This window comes from Moraxella equi, from assembly GCF_002027555.1.
GTDB classification, from domain to species: domain Bacteria; phylum Pseudomonadota; class Gammaproteobacteria; order Pseudomonadales; family Moraxellaceae; genus Moraxella; species Moraxella equi.
The window spans coordinates 1-16,163 of record NZ_MXAP01000075.1 but is presented as its reverse complement, the minus strand read 5'-3'; the positions used below and the strand labels follow the sequence as shown (position 1 = coordinate 16,163).

Annotated in this window: 15 protein-coding genes; 2 read left to right on the top strand and 13 right to left on the bottom strand. The window is 45.7% G+C overall.

Features of this window, described 5'->3' with window-relative positions; translation table 11 throughout:
• Positions 1-19 precede the first annotated feature (19 nt).
• The 9 genes from bamB to rlmN all read right to left on the bottom strand — a co-directional run bounded on the left by bamB (position 20) and on the right by rlmN (position 9,984).
• The gene (gene bamB / locus B5J93_RS07800) at positions 20-1,198 is read right to left on the bottom strand and encodes an outer membrane protein assembly factor BamB (protein WP_079325883.1); all 1,179 of its coding nucleotides are present in this window, start codon (positions 1,196-1,198) and stop codon (positions 20-22) included.
• A gap of 281 nt (positions 1,199-1,479) precedes the next feature.
• Positions 1,480-2,283 carry a YfgM family protein gene (locus B5J93_RS07795; RefSeq protein ID WP_079325882.1) on the bottom strand — a complete coding sequence of 268 codons (804 nt, stop codon included), beginning with the start codon at positions 2,281-2,283 and terminating at the stop codon, positions 1,480-1,482.
• Positions 2,284-2,390: 107 nt separating this feature from the next.
• Entirely contained in the window at positions 2,391-3,668 is a 1,278-nt protein-coding gene (gene hisS / locus B5J93_RS07790) for a histidine--tRNA ligase (RefSeq protein WP_079325881.1), read from the bottom strand.
• A 203-nt stretch (positions 3,669-3,871) separates the two neighbouring features.
• Positions 3,872-4,708 carry a substrate-binding periplasmic protein gene (locus B5J93_RS07785; protein ID WP_079325880.1) on the bottom strand — a complete coding sequence of 279 codons (837 nt, stop codon included), beginning with the start codon at positions 4,706-4,708 and terminating at the stop codon, positions 3,872-3,874.
• Positions 4,709-5,007: 299 nt separating this feature from the next.
• On the bottom strand, positions 5,008-5,679 hold the full coding sequence (locus B5J93_RS07780) for a YceI family protein (protein ID WP_079325879.1): 672 nt from the start codon (positions 5,677-5,679) through the stop codon (positions 5,008-5,010).
• Positions 5,680-5,814: 135 nt separating this feature from the next.
• Entirely contained in the window at positions 5,815-6,933 is a 1,119-nt protein-coding gene (gene ispG / locus B5J93_RS07775) for a flavodoxin-dependent (E)-4-hydroxy-3-methylbut-2-enyl-diphosphate synthase (RefSeq protein ID WP_079325878.1), read from the bottom strand.
• 10 nt (positions 6,934-6,943) lie between these two features.
• Positions 6,944-7,753, bottom strand: a complete 810-nt coding sequence (locus B5J93_RS07770; protein WP_079325877.1) for a helix-turn-helix domain-containing protein — start codon at positions 7,751-7,753, stop codon at positions 6,944-6,946.
• Positions 7,750-8,577: a type IV pilus biogenesis/stability protein PilW gene (gene pilW, locus B5J93_RS07765; RefSeq protein WP_079325876.1), complete on the bottom strand. Its 828-nt coding sequence runs from the start codon at positions 8,575-8,577 to the stop codon at positions 7,750-7,752. Before pilW ends, B5J93_RS07770 begins: the two co-directional genes overlap by 4 nt.
• Before the next feature lie 228 nt (positions 8,578-8,805).
• Positions 8,806-9,984 (bottom strand): dual-specificity RNA methyltransferase RlmN, encoded by a 1,179-nt coding sequence (gene rlmN, locus B5J93_RS07760; RefSeq protein ID WP_079325875.1) that lies wholly within the window; start codon positions 9,982-9,984, stop codon positions 8,806-8,808.
• A 133-nt stretch (positions 9,985-10,117) separates the two neighbouring features.
• Between rlmN and B5J93_RS07755 the strand changes: the two genes are divergently transcribed.
• Both B5J93_RS07755 and B5J93_RS07750 read left to right on the top strand, forming a co-directional pair.
• Positions 10,118-11,113, top strand: a complete 996-nt coding sequence (locus B5J93_RS07755) for an adenosine kinase (protein WP_079325874.1) — start codon at positions 10,118-10,120, stop codon at positions 11,111-11,113.
• Between the two features lie 64 nt (positions 11,114-11,177).
• Complete coding sequence (locus B5J93_RS07750) at positions 11,178-11,798, top strand: histidine phosphatase family protein (protein WP_079325873.1); 621 nt, start codon at positions 11,178-11,180, stop codon at positions 11,796-11,798.
• 63 nt (positions 11,799-11,861) lie between these two features.
• Here B5J93_RS07750 and B5J93_RS07745 read toward each other — a convergent pair whose 3' ends face one another.
• From B5J93_RS07745 to pncB, 4 genes are all read right to left on the bottom strand, one after another.
• Entirely contained in the window at positions 11,862-12,074 is a 213-nt protein-coding gene (locus B5J93_RS07745; protein WP_062498173.1) for a heavy-metal-associated domain-containing protein, read from the bottom strand.
• A gap of 85 nt (positions 12,075-12,159) precedes the next feature.
• Complete coding sequence (gene argC, locus B5J93_RS07740; RefSeq protein ID WP_079325872.1) at positions 12,160-13,242, bottom strand: N-acetyl-gamma-glutamyl-phosphate reductase; 1,083 nt, start codon at positions 13,240-13,242, stop codon at positions 12,160-12,162.
• Between the two features lie 25 nt (positions 13,243-13,267).
• A complete protein-coding gene (locus B5J93_RS07735) occupies positions 13,268-14,503 on the bottom strand; it encodes an O-succinylhomoserine sulfhydrylase (RefSeq protein ID WP_079325871.1) in 1,236 nt (411 codons plus the stop codon).
• A 187-nt stretch (positions 14,504-14,690) separates the two neighbouring features.
• Positions 14,691-15,902 carry a nicotinate phosphoribosyltransferase gene (pncB, locus tag B5J93_RS07730; RefSeq protein WP_079325870.1) on the bottom strand — a complete coding sequence of 404 codons (1,212 nt, stop codon included), beginning with the start codon at positions 15,900-15,902 and terminating at the stop codon, positions 14,691-14,693.
• Positions 15,903-16,163: the final 261 nt, after the last annotated feature.

Genomic DNA, 16,163 nt, shown 5'->3' with positions numbered 1-16,163 from the left:
ACAACTTTTCAGTCAATTATTAAAACTGCCACACCGCAACCACACCTTCACTGCTTTGGGTATATAAGCGGTTTTCTATCACTTGCAAACTGGTTAGCTGTCCTTTGGTATTTGTACGACTAATGATTCTGCCTGTGTTATCAAAAACATGCACCACACCGTCCAAATCGCCCACCGCCACATGACTGCCGATGACAACAGGATTGGTCAGACGGCGGTATTTGAGTTCATTATTCTCCCACAAAACATCGCCTGTCATCGCATTAAAGGCAACCACATCGCCATGGATGCTTGTACTAATGAGCTGACTGCCTAGCAGAGCAGGAGATTTAGTACTGGCAAGCTCACTAACAAATAGGGTACGTCCTGCACTCATGTCAAACCCAGTCAGCTGTCCGCTATAACTTGGCACATACAGATATTGACCTGCCACCAATGGCGTGCCATCGACATCGCTCATTCGATGGACTTGACTGCCACCGACCGCACGCCCTACCCGACGTGTCCACAGCGGTGTGCCTGCCTGTGGGTTGATGGCATGAATACGTCCGTCTGCCGTGCCAAATAATGCCGTGTTAGCATCTAGACTGATGGGTGTTGCCGCACCACGCACGCTGACGGCAGGGTTTTGGGTGCTAAACTGCCACACTTGACTGCCATCACTGGCATTTAGGGCATAAATCACGCCGTCATTGGCAGAGACCATCACACGACCACTGCTGATGAGAGCAGGAGCAAGTGACGAGCTGGGCAAACTTCGCTCCCACACCACGCTCCCTGTCGCTCCGTCAAGTGCCACCACCCTGCCTGAACGAGTGCCAACCACCACAAGCCTACCATCGGTTGCCACGCCACTGCTGATGACATCGCCAACATTTACCGACCATGTCTGAGTATTACCAGTAAAGGCACTGACCACGCCCGTACGACTGGCAGCGATGAGTGTACCACCCACAGAAGCCACTTGCAAGTCTGCCACGTCTTTTTTATTGACATTGGTACCCTTAAAACGCCCGCCTGCTTGGGGTAGTGAAAAACTGGCAACTTTATTTAAAACCGCCACCTCATTATCAATCTTAACCAGTTTAGCAGGTTTGTTCTCAGGGGTTTTACTGCGACTAAAACGGTCGCAACCTGTGGCAGTCAGTGCCAATACCGCCACACTTGCCACAGCCAAAGGTTTGGTGATGTGTTTCATACGAATCCTTATTTGATTTCTGTATTTAGTTTAGATTTGATTGTGGTTGATATACACCCAAACAACTTGATATCTACCACGGGTTTGTAGGGGTGTGCTGAGCACACCCTTTGATAACATTGCTACACAAGGCGTGCACAGCACGCCCCTACATCCAAACATCATTGCGTTTGCAGTAATTTAAAGTCTCTTGGGTGTATCAGTTAAAACGCATTAATTTTAGCAAAATTTTGTTTATCATGAGTTGATAAATGGTGTGTTTGTATTGCCACTTTGTGTCATCACTCGCCGCCACCCTGTACTGTCTCATTCTCATTTGACAGTATATCATTTGCACCCACTGTTTGGGCATTGGCACTTGTCACGTCCGAATCATCTTGGACTGGCGTTGCCACTACTTGGTGTTTGGGCGTGATGGGCGTTGGGGTCATGCCCAATGCTTGCATTTTTAGGCTAAGTAGTGATCGACTCTCGCCACGCTCAGTCAGTCCATCCCACGCCAGCTGATAGGCTTGCTTGGCATTCTCATCCTCATTTTTTAAGACGTAAATATCGCCCAGTAATTCTTGCTTTGAACTCTCGAACGCCTTAGGAAACTCACCATTGACCACCGTCAAAGCCTCATCAGCATTACCCGCCGCCAATAGCGACTGCCCCAGTCTTAGCTGAGTGATTGCATTCAGCCCCTCATCATCCAAGTTTATCTGACTTGCCTGTTTTAGGGTTGCCGCCGCCTCGGTGTGCTGACCACCATCTGACTGATGGCGTGCCTTTATCATGAGAGCCTGCCACGCATAAGCGGTCTTGCCATGGTTCGCCACCAGCTTATCAATATCCGCAAACAAAGCCTGTTGGTCCCTGCCTAATGCTTCTTTGTCAACTTGATGGACAAATGCATCATTTTTCTCGGTGATTAGCGTGTAGCTATCGGCTGCCACGGTGTCAATTTTGGCGTAGTTTTTTTGATAAAAATCCCAGCCAAAATATCCTGCCAATACCAAAATCACCGCCCACACGATTTTGTTGCCGTGCTGTTTTAGGGCGGACATGGCTTGTTTGTCATTTACTATCAGTTCATCGCTCATCTGCTAACTCTTAAAAATGCTTTTTAATGTTAAATCTAGTTTTATCAATGATTTAAACACGGCTAATTCATCAACCAAGCCATTAAACTTTTATAACACCGACAATCTTACTCAAAATCAAAATCCGTCATCGCACGATTTGTCTGCTCCCCTGTCGCCATATTTTTGACCGACACGGTTTGATTGGCAACTTCATCATCACCGACAATCACGGTAAATTTCGCCCCCGACTTGTCCGCCTTTTTCATTTGCGATTTTAGGCTGGTGGCGGACGCCATTTTGACACGCATAGTTGGGCGGTAGGTGCGTAGCTCATTGGCATATAGCACGGCATTCATATACACACTTTCGTTTGCCACGACAAACACATCACAGTCGGCAGTATCGGCAATCGGATTGACAGTTTCCATAAGTAACATCAAGCGTTCAAGCCCCATGGCAAAGCCAACCGCAGGCTCACTCTGCTCAGGCTTACCCCTGACAATACCGACAAGCCCGTCATAACGCCCACCACCACACACGGTCGCCTGTGAGCCTAATTTGTCCGTTACCCATTCAAAAACGGTTTTGTTATAGTAGTCAAGCCCACGCACGAGCTTTTCGTTAATCTCAAAATCAATGCCAAGCGTGTGCAGGTAGTTTTGCACCTGCTCAAAATGCAAACGGCTCTCATCGCCCAAAAAGTCGGACAACTTCGGAGCCCCGAGCAAAATCGCCTGCGTCTGCTCATCTTTGCTGTCAAGCACTCGCAAAGGATTGGTGCTGACACGGCGTTGGCTGTCGTCATCTAGCCCGTCAAAATGAGTGGTCAGATACTCAACCAACGCCGTCTTATAAGCGATACGCTCATGAGCCTCGCCCAGTGTGTTTAGCTGCAGCGTTACATGGTCAAAAATGCCAAGGCGTTTGTACATCATCGCCGTCATCGCAATCAGCTCGGCATCAGCGTCAGGCAGGGGCGAGCCAATGCTCTCTACCCCAAGTTGAGTAAACTGGCGATAGCGTCCCTTTTGCGGACGCTCATAACGGAACATCGCCCCCATGTACCACAGTTTTGGCGTGTCGCCACGTGTCAGATTATGCTCCACCACCGCACGCACGCACCCTGCTGTCCCCTCTGGGCGGAGCGTAAATGACTTTCCATTCTCGTCTTTGCCTGTATTTTGGTTGCCATGCACCACGCCAAACATCTCTTTTTCGACAATGTCGGTCGCCTCGCCCACGCCACGGGCGAACAGGTCGGTCTCCTCCACCATAGGCAGGCGGATTTGGCTAAACCCATAACCGTCTAGCACTTGGGTCAAAACACTCTCCACCGCTCGCCATTTGGCGGTGTCGGTTGGCAAAATGTCATTAAAGCCACGAATGGCGGTAAGTTTACTCATGTTTTTTCCTAAGTCAGTTTTATCAAAAAGATACAGCTAGCAAAATTAAATTTTACTACACAAACCATTCACCCTAAGCTTATCAAAAATTCGGTTTCTTCTATGGTTTTACAAGCTCGCCATGAATAGAAAGCGTAGCACTTTTTCATTTTGCAGAGAGTAGCTCAATTTAGATTAACATCATTTTTGTTATTAGTTAAAAACTAAAACCACTTTTTAAATATCTTTTGATAAGTGCCATCACTTTTCATATCTAAAATGTGCTTATTTATGTCATTCATCATGTCCACATTTTCTTTGTTTATCAAAAATCCATAAGATTCTTGCGGATAGTCATAATCAATGGAAAAATACAAAGGGTCTTTTTTTGTTGAATATTTTGAATAAAAATAAGGTATGACAACAGAATTGCCAATTGCAATCTGAGCATCATCTCTTAAAAGAGTCTGTACAGAAATCCAATCACTGACTGTATAGTCTATGTTAGCATCGTCATAATTATTTTCATAATCTTTGACAATTGCAAATGTGGTTTGCATTGAATCTTCTTTAACAGCTGTTGAATTTTTCCCAATATCCTCCAATTTCTTTATTTTTGGATTTTTACTTAGCAAAGTTATCGGATAAACATCCAAATAAGAGTTGGTCATATTATATTTTTGAATTCGTTGCTCACTAATCTCAATACCTGCGATAATATCTATCTCTTTATTATTCATGCGATTGAAAAGGCCATCTCTTGGCTGATATTCATATTGAAAATTATAATCAGAACGTTTATCTATTTCTTTTAAAATATCGTACTCAAAACCCTGAATATCTCCCTTTTCGTCAATAAAAATAACTGGTGCATTGCCAGTTGAAGACGACATAAGACCAACTTTAACATCAAAAGATGATTTTTGAGTGGTACTAACATTACTATTAATACCTGATTGTTTATTTTCATCATTCTTTAATGAATTGTCAGAATTTGAGCAAGCAAACATTAATAAAGAACATGATAAAACTGTCATGAATGATAAAATATTTTTTTTCATAAAATAAATTCCAAGAAGTAAAAGCCATTAAATACACAAACACAAATACGAGATAAGCATTTACAAATCATCTTTATGATTGATTTGCGTTATTATCTTGGGTGTTATTAAGGCCTAAGATTTTATATTAATATAACCAATTAAGTGCAAAGTCATTTTATGCATGATTTGATAAATACACTCTACAAAATGAAAAAGTGCTACGGTTTCCATTCGTGGTGAGCCTGTCGAACCATGACGGAAAATAGCTCAGGGCGAACAGTTTCCGTGGTAAAATTCAATTTTGTTAGCTGTATCATTTAAGGTTTCTTAAAATTACCTTGAAATTTGACTGGCACCAAATAACCAATACTCTTTAAATTCATCACCTCTGTTAAGCTATTTAAGCCTTGCATCATTTCAAGTTCTAGCAGATTTAAGTGAATAGGCTCCTGTGTCATCACATTTATTGTATTATTATCCAACTTTATGATTTTAAGAGACGCCTCGGTTTGTATTGTCTTACCATGAAAAGAAATGGTCAGTGGTTGCACTTTACTTACTTCTTTATGAACACCAAGAGTATTTATCCAGTCATAATCTATTTGAGATTGAATCTCCACTTTTGGAAATCTCTCTGTCTCAAAAAGCCATTCTTTAATTCTTTGGTCTCTGATAGAGATGTCAGTTTCAACACTGTCAAGCTCTATCTCCATTTTTAGGTTACCTTGCTTATCCAAATAGCCAAAATAGGTATTAAAAACACCCTCCTCAACAATATCATTGTCATTCTTATCGGTCTTTGTGCTATAAAACCTAATGTCTGCCTCATCTAAAATCCAAGAGGATAGTTCATTTGACTTTTCTGCCATTTGGACACCATGCGGGGGGTTACTCTCCACAGCAGGCTGTTCGGCAAAATTTTCTTCTTTGGCACAACCATACATACCAAATGATAGGATAAGAAGACCCAAAACAAAAGTATGTTTCATCACATTACCTCATATAAAAACATAAAATTAAAAAAAATAATCTATTAAAGTCGGCAAGAGCATTTATGTATCGGGGAATACCCATCATTAACAAATGCAAAATACAAGCATGCCTTAAAATACCAAATGACAATTTTATTGAGCCACTCTAATAATCTCATTGGCTCGCTTGTCCGCCAACTCTTTGGCTTTTTCACGCACCATTTGTTCTATTTCATCCACCAGATTTTTGGTATCAATCAAATGGCTTTTTTGTCCCATTTTATACACAAGCGAATTGGGGCTTGCCCCCACCACGCCAATGGTCGCTTCTTTGGCCTCCCCCGGTCCATTGACCTTACAGCCGATGACGGACAAATCAAGCGGTTCTCTGATGTCTTCTAGGCGAGATTCTAGCTCGTTCATGACCTTAATCACGTCAAATTCTTGACGGCTACAGGACGGACAAGCGATAAAGTTTACACCATTGGAGCGAATGTTTAGCGATTTTAAAATATCAAAACCGATTTTAATCTCCTCTTCAGGCGGACTTGCCAAGGATATCCGCATGGTGTCGCCAATGCCGTCAAGCAAAAGCCCACCTAGTGCAATGGCGGATTTGACCGTGCCTGTACGATACACACCAGCCTCAGTAACGCCCAAATGCAACGGGCAATCTACCTTTGCCGAGATAAGCCGATAAGCATCTAGGGTCAAAAAAACGTTAGACGCCTTGACTGAGATTTTGTAGTCTTGAAAGTTTAGTTTTTCTAAAATATCAATATGGCGTAATGCCGACTCCAACATGGCTTGACCTGTCGGTTCGCCATATTTTTTTTGCAAATCTTTTTCAAGCGAACCTGCATTGACCCCGATACGAATAGGCACGTTATGATGGCGAGCACAAGCGACCACTTCACGCACCTTTTGGTCATTGCCGATATTACCAGGGTTGATACGCAAGCAGTCCGCTCCTGCGTCCGCCACCGCTAGGGCGATTTTATAATCAAAATGAATGTCGGCAATGAGCGGAATGTTTACCTGTTTTTTGATTTGGGCAAATGCCTCCACGGCCTCCATGGTGGGCGTGGATACTCGCATCAAGTCCGCCCCTGCGTCCACACAGCGTTGTATCTGGACGACTGTGGCATCAACATCGCAAGTGTTGGTATTGGTCATGCTCTGTACGCTGATGGGAGCGTTGCCACCGATGGCGACATTGCCAACCATGATTTGGCGAGTGGGACGGCGTTTGATGGGGCTGTGATGGCTCATGATGACCCGCTTATTGTAGGGTTAGGGTGGCTTTGCCGTTTTGGGTATGCTCGCCCAAGCGAATGGGGCGTTGGTTGAAGTTTAAATCCACCTGAGCAGGATTGTCAATCTCAACGGTAAAGGGTGTTTCACCCTTTAACTGATAACCGCCACGAGACTGCAAGCCCTGCATGAGTACGTTATCATTTTTGTCGGTGATTTTGATATTCACATCACCCTTTGACCAAATATCAATCACGCCTTGTCCTGCCACAGCTTGGGTAGTAGGCTCGTCATCATTTGTACCTAGGTTTAATGCCGAACCCGATGCCCCGACTGCCGCTCCTTGGGCTTGTTCGCTCGGGCTTAGCACTTGTGTTTGGGTCGTTGGACTGGTCTCATCTGATTTGCCCACTGCACTAGATATGATTTTTAATAGCACAAACCCAAAAATCACCAAAGCAATCACCCCTGCAATGAGCCATGGGTTAAACCGCATGCCCCCACGCCCACGCTCAATGGTACCCATGGGTGCCAGTGGTGCTTTGATGTCCTCAACACGCTTGGTGCGTTTGCTCTCAGGATAGATGCTTTCAAACTCTCGGGCAAACTCATCGGCATCAAGTTCCAAAAACTTAGCATAGTTTACCACAAAACCCCGAGCAAATGCAAATTGGGGCAGGGCATCAAAGTTTTCTTCTTCTATCGCCTGCACATGGCGTTTTAGAATGTTCAGCTCGCCTGCCACTACATCTAGTGAGTAACCTCGAGATGTTCTGGCACTTCTTAATTTACCGCCAAAACCTGTGTTTGATGTTGGTTTGTCGTTGGTTTGACTCACTTTAATGCTCCGGTTGGGTTATTTAGCCATTGTTTTAGTTTTTTTGCTTCATCGGACAGCGGATACTGCGACAAAAGCTGACTGGACAACCGCTGAATCTCTTGGCGATTGTTTTGTAAAATATTTAGACGAATGCCTTGGTATATCAGACGTGGTGGCATGGGCTGACCATGCATTTGGGATAAACTCTTTAAATCCTCAAAATACTCTTTGGCCTTTAGAGATTCACGTCTGTTAATCAAGATGTCAATCATCTCCATCTTTGCCACGACCGCCCCACGCTCAGTTTCCATCGCCTTATTAAAGGCCACTTCTGCCGCTGCTGGGTTATTCATTTTTAAATAAGTCAGCCCTAGATTTTCAAGAGCCCCTGCACGGTTACGGTAGCCGAGCGTGCCCCCTGCGATGTTAAACTGCTCTATCGCCTCTTGGTAACGCCCACGCTCTGACAGATACACGCCATAGTTGTTGCGTGCTTGGGTAAAATTTGGGTCTAGGCTAATCGCTTTTTTAAAATACTCATCGGCTTTGGCGACATTGCTAGGACTGCCCTCCATCCTAAGCAGATTGCCCATCATGTCATAGGCGGGAGCATAACGGCTGTCCGCCTCTAAAGCTTCATCAAGCTGTCTTTTGGCGGCATCAAGCTGTCTTTGAGCGATAAACTGCCCCGCCAGAGCAGTACGTGCTTGGGCAAGCTCAGACTTATCACGTTTACGCTGTGATGGGTCAGTGCCTTGATAAACTGTACTCGAACTTTGTGAGGTACTCTGACATCCTGCCAATAAGGCGGTCAATAGCACAGGAATGACTAAATATTTCATGACTTTACCATAATGACTATGATTTAAAATTAACCGTTTTGTCTTAACCTAAGTAGGGCGTCAAATCCATACTGACAGCCCCAAAACTTACATACTTATTTGGCATTGAACAAATACAGCGGACAAATAATCGCCATTCTAACAATTATCAATGATTTTTGCCAATATTTTTGCCTTTTTCCTACCAAAATCTTGTCGTTTCATCGTATTTTTAAACCATCACGCTTTTTAGTCTTGACGTTTTTGGATACTCTCTTGCCATTTTTTGGCTCGCCGTGTTCTGTCCGCCACTTGCCCCACAAGCTGACCGCACGCTGCATCAATGTCATCGCCACGAGTTTGGCGTACGGTACACACAAAGCCTGCTTGATTTAGGATATTACTAAACGCATGAATGCGGTTGTTGCTAGACCGTCTATAAGGAGCGTGCGGAAAAGGGTTAAAGGGAATTAAGTTGATTTTACTTGGCAAATCCGCCAGTAACGCCACCAATTCATGAGCGTGCTTATCACTGTCATTTACTCCGTGTAGCATGACGTATTCAATGGTAACGTGCTTTTTGTGGCGGGGGTTTTCATCATAGACGTAGGCTTTGGCGGCACGGATAAGCTCTGCCAAGGGGTACTTTTTGTTGATAGGCACAAGCTCGTTACGCAGTTCGTCATTAGGAGCGTGCAAACTGATGGCAAGAGCCACATCAATATCCTTTGCCAAATCATACATCTTTGGCACGATACCAGAAGTAGAAAGTGTAACTCGGCGTTTGGATAAGCCAAAAGCATGGTCATCAAGCATCAGGCTCATGCTCGCCACGACAGGCTCGTAGTTTAATAGTGGCTCGCCCATGCCCATCATGACGACATTAGTAACACGGTTTTCACGCTCGGTCGGGGCAACGCCTTGCATATAGGACTGATTGGCAACCCACAACTGCCCGATAATCTCGCTGGCGGTCAAATCCCGCTCAAAGCCTTGTTTGCCCGTACTACAAAATGAGCAGTCCAACGCACAGCCCACTTGGCTAGACACGCACAAGGTCTTACGCCCAAACTGCTTGCCGTCCTCGGCAGGGATTAGCACGGTCTCAACAAACGAACCGCCTGCCACTTCAAACACCCATTTGCGAGTACCGTCCTCGCTAAACTGCTTGAATTTGACAGTCGGCGGAACGACACACGCCACTTTATCGAGCTTGGCTTGCAAGGCTTTGGATAAGTTGGTCATCTCAAAAAAATCGGTAACACCAAACTGATAAATCCATTTCATCACCTGCGTGGCACGAAACGCCTTTTCGCCCATATTCACAAAAAATTGGGAAAGCTCATCTTTTGACATGCCCAAAAGATTGGTTTTTTGGTCAGTGTTTGGCGTGTCGGGCGTGTGAATGACAGGAATTTTGGCGGTCATGGTGTTGTTTTATTTTTAAAAATTAACCGCTTATTATACAAAAAAAATCTGATAAAGTCATGAATTTAACGGGCAATTTTGGCAAATTTTGTTATAATGGCGTTTTTCATTTTCTAAATCATAAGGAAACCCCATGTACCAACTTGTCGCCATTGGTAACGCTCTTGTTGATACCGAATTTAAACTTACCGATGAGATTTTGACCCAAACAGGGCTCACCAAAGGCAACATGACTCTTGCCGACACGGACGAGCAGACCGCTTTATTTGACATTTTAAACACACATGAGCTAACTCCTGCCAAGCAAGCAGGGGGCGGTTCAGCAGGCAACACGGTGGCGTGCTTTTCGGCATTGGGTGGCACGTCCTTTTATAACTGCCGAGTGGGGCATGACAAGCGTGGCGTGTTTTATCTATCCGACATGGCAAACATGGGCGTTACGATAGACGGTGGTAAAGCCGAAGTGGTGGGGGCGACAGGCACTTGTGCGGTGCTGGTTACCGATGACGGTGAGCGTACCATGCAGACCAATCTGGCGGTCAGTGGCGACATTGACGAGACGAACGTGGATTTTGATGCACTGACTGGGGCGAAATACCTATACCTAGAAGGCTATCTTGCCATGACCCCATCCGTACAAGATGCCATTAGCAAACTGTGTCAAACCGCCAAAGCACAAGGGGTCAAAATCGTGGTGAGCTTTGCCGACCCTGCAGTGGTTCGCTTTGCCAAAGACGGTGTGATGCCGTGGCTTGCTGACGGTGTGGACATGATTTTTTGCAACATAGACGAAGCTAAACTCTTTGCCGAGACGGATGATGATATTCAAGCGGTTCATGCCCTGCTAAATCACGCCAAAGTAGTCGTCATCACCAACGGAGCAAACCCCACTACCGTGGCAGACAAAGACAGCGTTCGCCTGTATGATGTCCCACCTGCGGACGTGGTGGATACCAACGGGGCAGGCGATAACTTTGCAGGGGCGTTCTTGTACGCCTTAGCACAAGGGGCGGATTATGGGGCGTGCGTGGCATTGGCAGGGGCGGTGGCAAGCCGTGTGGTCAGCCAGTTTGGAGCAAGACTACCCAAAGCGGAGTATGGCTTGATCAAAGAGACGGTTTTGGGGTAAATTTAAAATTTGATATAAATATAAAAGGCGGGCAAAGTTCGCCTTTTTTAATGGGACAAACACCATGAAAAGTCTATATTTTATCCGCCATGGCGAAAGCCTTGCCAATGCTGGTGGCACGCCCCTACCCAATGCTGATATTCCTTTGACCGAAAAAGGGCACATCCAAGCCAAAGACCGCCTTGCCCATTGGCAACAGCTGGGCATACGCCCAAGCCGTATTTATCATTCTGCCATGCTTCGCACACAACAGACCGCCCTGCCCTTTTGTCGGTATTATGACATGCCCACAAGCACACTTAACCTGCTTGATGAGTTAAACGCCCTTGCCTTTAATGTCATCAAAGACCTCTCGGTGGACGCACGCCGTCTGATGAATGCCAACTGGTGGCAGACGGTGGGACTAGATGACAGACATGGCGTGGGGGCGGACAGCTTTGGCGAGTTTATGGAGCGGGTAGATACATTTATCAGTAGGATTGATGGGTTTGATGATAATACGCTGTTTTTTGGGCATGGGATTTGGCTTGGGCTGCTTGCCTATCGGCTCATGAATCTACCTGTGCGTGATAATGGCGACATCAGGCGATTTCGTGCTTTTCAAACCGCCATGCCCATGCATAACACCGTGCTGTATCGGCTAGATGTGGCGGATAATGTCAAAAATTTGGCATGGATTGCCTAATCCCCAACGTATAAAAAAAGACCAACCCATCAGATTAGTCTTTTATTTATGTCTATATTTATCTTAGGTCGTACTAAATCCTGCGTCTTCTACCGCACGAATCAGCTCAATCTTATCCACTTGGGTGTCGTCATATTCAATGACAGCTTGCTCTAAGGGTAGATTAACTTCCACATTTTGCACGCCTGCGATGTCGTTAATGGCGTTATGCACGCTTTGCACACAGCCATCACAGGTCATGCCAAAGACTTTTAGGGTTAGGGTTTCAACTGCCATGATATACTCCTTTGTTAAATTAAATTGGTAAATTAAACCGCTAAAATCAAGTGGTGTGTTTTATGTTGGGATAAACACATATTTTTCAAGGCACAACCGCACAACCACCAAACTCCACACCCAATCCGCACATCTCATCAAATCCGCACAGGATATTCATGTTTTGCACGGCTTGACCGCTCGCTCCTTTGACAAGGTTATCTTGGACGACCAGCACAGTCAAGGCATCATCGTCTTGATGAACGGCAATTTTTAGGCGGTTGGACGCTCGCACCGAACGGGTATCAGGGAGTACTCCTTTGGCAAGCACATCCACAAACGGCTCGTTTTGATACGTTTTTTCAAAAATCTCTTGCCAATTTAACGCCTTACCGTCATCGGTTAGGGTCAGATGAATGGTACTAAACATACCCCGAATCATCGGTACAAGGTGAGGGACAAACCGCACTTTTTGGGTAAATTTAGACCCTAAGAACGCATGCACGCCTTGGCTTATCTCAGGGGTATGGCGATGACCTGCCACGCCATAGGCAGAGAAATTGTCGGATAATTCACTAAATAGCAGGTTCATCTTGGCATTACGTCCTGCCCCCGATACGCCCGATTTGGCATCAATGATAATGTTTGGCAAAATCAACGGTTTATCCACACTGTTTTGGGTGCCTATCACAGGTTTTAACCCCAAAATGGCGGTGGTGGGATAGCAACCAGGGTTGGCGATGACCTTGGCGGATTTGATTTTTTCACGGTGAATCTCAGGCAAGCCATACACCGCCTCCGCCAACACATCAGGGCAAGTGTGTTCTAATCCGTACCATTTGCCAAACTCGCCCAAATCCTGCAAACGAAAATCCGCCCCCAAATCAACGACCTTCACCCCTTGTGCGATAAGGCGTGGGGTGTGGCTCATGGCGACCCCATGTGGCGTGGCAAAAAACACAACATCGCACGCCTCGCCAATCTCGTCCATGACATCGTCCGTCATGTCGCTGTACACAACATCGCACACACCAAGCAAACTTGGGAAAATCTCACTCACCGCTCGCCCCTTTTCACTGCGAGAAGTCAAGTGGCTGATAGCAACATGGGGGTGGCGTGATAACAGACGTATCAACTCAACGCCTGTATAGCCTGTACCGCCGATGATGGCAACGTTAATTTTTGACATGGGCTTTCCTTTTATACAAATAAAATTATAGGCTATCAAGCCCACGCTTTAAATCATTGATAATGTCATTGACATTTTCAAGTCCGACCGATAAGCGAATCAGACCGTCATTCACGCCTGCTTCTACCCTCTGCTCGGGGGGCATGCGAAAATGGGTGGTGCTGACAGGGTGGGTAATGGTGGATTTGGCATCGCCTAAGTTATTGGTAATGCTGATGACCCGTGTACTATCAATGACGTGCCACGCCTTGTCCTTGTCCGCCACTTCAAAGCCGATAATCGCCCCAAATGCTCCGCCTTGTACGTCTAGGTGCGTGTGCTGGGATTTGGCAAGCTCGTGGCTTGGGTGCGTGGATAGCCCTGAAAAATGCACTTTTTGGACGTTGGGGTGGTTTGATAAAAATTCAGCAACCCGATTGGCATTGTCGCAATGGACTTTCATGCGGATTGATAAGGTTTCAAGCCCCTTTAACAGCACCCACGCATTAAAGGGCGACAGACTAATACCCCCTGTGCGAATGACGGTAAAGGCTTTTTCCATAAGCTCGTTTGAGCCAACAAGCGCCCCGCCAAGCACACGCCCTTGCCCGTCAATATACTTGGACGCCGAATGAATCACCACGTCCGCCCCAAGCTCCAACGGCTTTTGAATGACAGGGGTGGCAAAGCAGTTATCCACGATAAGCATCGCCCCATTATCATGGGCAAGATTTGCCAAAAATCGCAAATCGGCAATTTGAGCCAGCGGATTGGACGGACTTTCGCAGTACAGAATTTTGGTGTTGTCCTGAATGGCGTTTTGCCATGCGTCATTATCAAAGCAGTCCACATAGCTCACCTCCACACCAAATGAGCGAAAGTAGGTATCAAACAGTGCAACCGATGAGCCGAACAACTGCTTAGCACAAAGTAGGTGGTCGCCTGCTTTTAGGTACGCCAAACACATGGTCAAAATCGCCCCCATCCCACTTGCGGTAGCGACACAGCGTTCGCCCCCTTCTAGCAGGGCAAGCCGTCTTTCAAAGGCTCGCACGGTGGGGTTGGTGTGGCGTGAATAGACATTGCCTTTTTTTGTGCCGTCAAAATGGTCGGCGGCGTCTTTTGCAGACTTGTAAACATAGCTACTGGTGGTAAAAATCGCCTCGCCATGCTCGCCCTCGTCCGTGCGATGATAACCGCTACGGATTGCCAAGGTCTCTTCAAAAAATCCCAAAGTCGGGTCTAGGGCATCGGATTGCCAGTTGGGGTCTAGGGTGGTCATGATTTTCCTATTGATTTTAATGCTAACATGATTGGGGTGCCATACACACCCATTGATAGTGCGTTAGTATAGCATAATCCTGCAAACTTGGGGCGGTGGTGTGATAAAAAGGAAATGGCAAACATCAACCCCAACCATTTACGATTTATATTTTAAAAACAAAAGGGGCATAACACCCCTTTTTTTATCACTCTTTTACCTCAAATACCTGCTTTAAATACGCCAAATACGTATCATCATCAATCATCGTCTTACCGGGGCTATCGGAGAGTTTGGCGACAGGTTGCCCGTTACACTCCACAAGTTTTAGCACGATATTAAGCTGGGTGAGTCCCATGTCGTTGGTGAGATTGGTGCCAATACCAAAACCTGTTTTGATACGGGTTTTAAAATATTCATGCAAATCCCACGCCTTTTGGAGTGTCAAGCCGTCGCTAAACGTCAGGCTTTTGGTTTTGGGGTCAATGCGTAGCTTCTCATAATGGGCAATCGCCTTATCGCCCCACTCGTATGGGTCGCCTGAGTCGTGGCGAAGTCCGTTAAAGAGCTTGGCAAAATACAAATCAAAATCTCTTAAAAATGCGTCCATACCCACAACGTCCGTCAGGGCAATGCCCAAATCGCCCCGATATTCACGCACCCACGCCTCCAACGCCGCCTTTTGGCTGTCTCGCAGGCGTACATCTAGGGCTTGAAAGGCTTGCATAAACTCATGAGCCATGGTGCCGATTGGCGTTAAACCCAGCTCTTTGGCAAGATAGACGTTGCTCGTCCCCCGAAAAATACTGGGCGATGCCTTGGCAAGCGTCCGCACCACATGATAATGCCAGTCTCGGCTATAACGGCGACGTGTGCCAAAATCCGCCACGGCAAAGGCGGGATTGTGGACGTCTGAGTGTTCTAGCATTTCATAATGTTTTAAAATTTGCACTTTTTCATCAAGGCGTTTTTGCCCGTCTGTTAGGGCGTTGGGGTCATTTAGGCGTTCGTAATAGAGCTGATTGACAATGGATAGTACAAAAATTTCAAAAAACATCGCCTGAATCATCGCCCCTTCAATCTCAATATTTAGGCGGTTTTCATCGTCCGTCCACACCTTGATAAATCGGCGTTTTAAGGCAAATAATTCTAAATAATCCACAAAATCAGGCTTAATAAACCGCAAATTTCTCAAATAATCCAGCTCATCTTGCTTAAATTTTAGAGTGCAAAGCAGGTCAAGCTGATGCTCCAAATCGTCCTTAATCTCGCCCAAGGGAAACGTCAATTTGTCGTTGTTGCGACAGCGAAAGCGGTACACGCCATGCGTTTGGGGGAACTGATGCAGCATGGCTTGGAGCATGGTAAATTTGTATAGGTCATTATCCAATAATGATGTGATAATTGGCGTGTGGGTCATGAGTTTTCCAAAAAGAAGTTTGGGGTATGATAGCAAATTTTTGGGGGAATAGGGGAAATTGGCGGGATTTATTTTGTTATACAATTGATTTTGGTGATTTTAATTAACCATATTTTTGGATTAATTTGTAGGAGTAAATTACATTTGCCCTGTGAAATATTGTCGTTTTGGGCGAATGTAATTCACCCCTACGATTTAAAATATTAAATAAATCAATAAGTTGCATGGTAAGGTGCGTAATACGCACCTTTTAAATAGAAG

Excerpts from the sequence above, each read along its gene's own strand:
- pilW (WP_079325876.1), bottom strand. The coding sequence starts at position 8,577 with ATGAAATATTTAGTCATTCCTGTGCTATTGACCGCCTTATTGGCAGGA.
- B5J93_RS07780 (WP_079325879.1), bottom strand. The coding sequence starts at position 5,679 with ATGAAACATACTTTTGTTTTGGGTCTTCTTATCCTATCATTTGGTATG.
- B5J93_RS07785 (WP_079325880.1), bottom strand. The coding sequence starts at position 4,708 with ATGAAAAAAAATATTTTATCATTCATGACAGTTTTATCATGTTCTTTA.
- B5J93_RS07735 (WP_079325871.1), bottom strand. The coding sequence starts at position 14,503 with ATGACCACCCTAGACCCCAACTGGCAATCCGATGCCCTAGACCCGACT.
- hisS (WP_079325881.1), bottom strand. The coding sequence starts at position 3,668 with ATGAGTAAACTTACCGCCATTCGTGGCTTTAATGACATTTTGCCAACC.
- ispG (WP_079325878.1), bottom strand. The coding sequence starts at position 6,933 with ATGAGCCATCACAGCCCCATCAAACGCCGTCCCACTCGCCAAATCATG.
- rlmN (WP_079325875.1), bottom strand. The coding sequence starts at position 9,984 with ATGACCGCCAAAATTCCTGTCATTCACACGCCCGACACGCCAAACACT.
- pncB (WP_079325870.1), bottom strand. The coding sequence starts at position 15,902 with ATGACCCACACGCCAATTATCACATCATTATTGGATAATGACCTATAC.
- B5J93_RS07745 (WP_062498173.1), bottom strand. The coding sequence starts at position 12,074 with ATGGCAGTTGAAACCCTAACCCTAAAAGTCTTTGGCATGACCTGTGAT.
- argC (WP_079325872.1), bottom strand. The coding sequence starts at position 13,242 with ATGTCAAAAATTAACGTTGCCATCATCGGCGGTACAGGCTATACAGGC.
- bamB (WP_079325883.1), bottom strand. The coding sequence starts at position 1,198 with ATGAAACACATCACCAAACCTTTGGCTGTGGCAAGTGTGGCGGTATTG.
- B5J93_RS07755 (WP_079325874.1), top strand. The coding sequence starts at position 10,118 with ATGTACCAACTTGTCGCCATTGGTAACGCTCTTGTTGATACCGAATTT.
- B5J93_RS07795 (WP_079325882.1), bottom strand. The coding sequence starts at position 2,283 with ATGAGCGATGAACTGATAGTAAATGACAAACAAGCCATGTCCGCCCTA.
- B5J93_RS07750 (WP_079325873.1), top strand. The coding sequence starts at position 11,178 with ATGAAAAGTCTATATTTTATCCGCCATGGCGAAAGCCTTGCCAATGCT.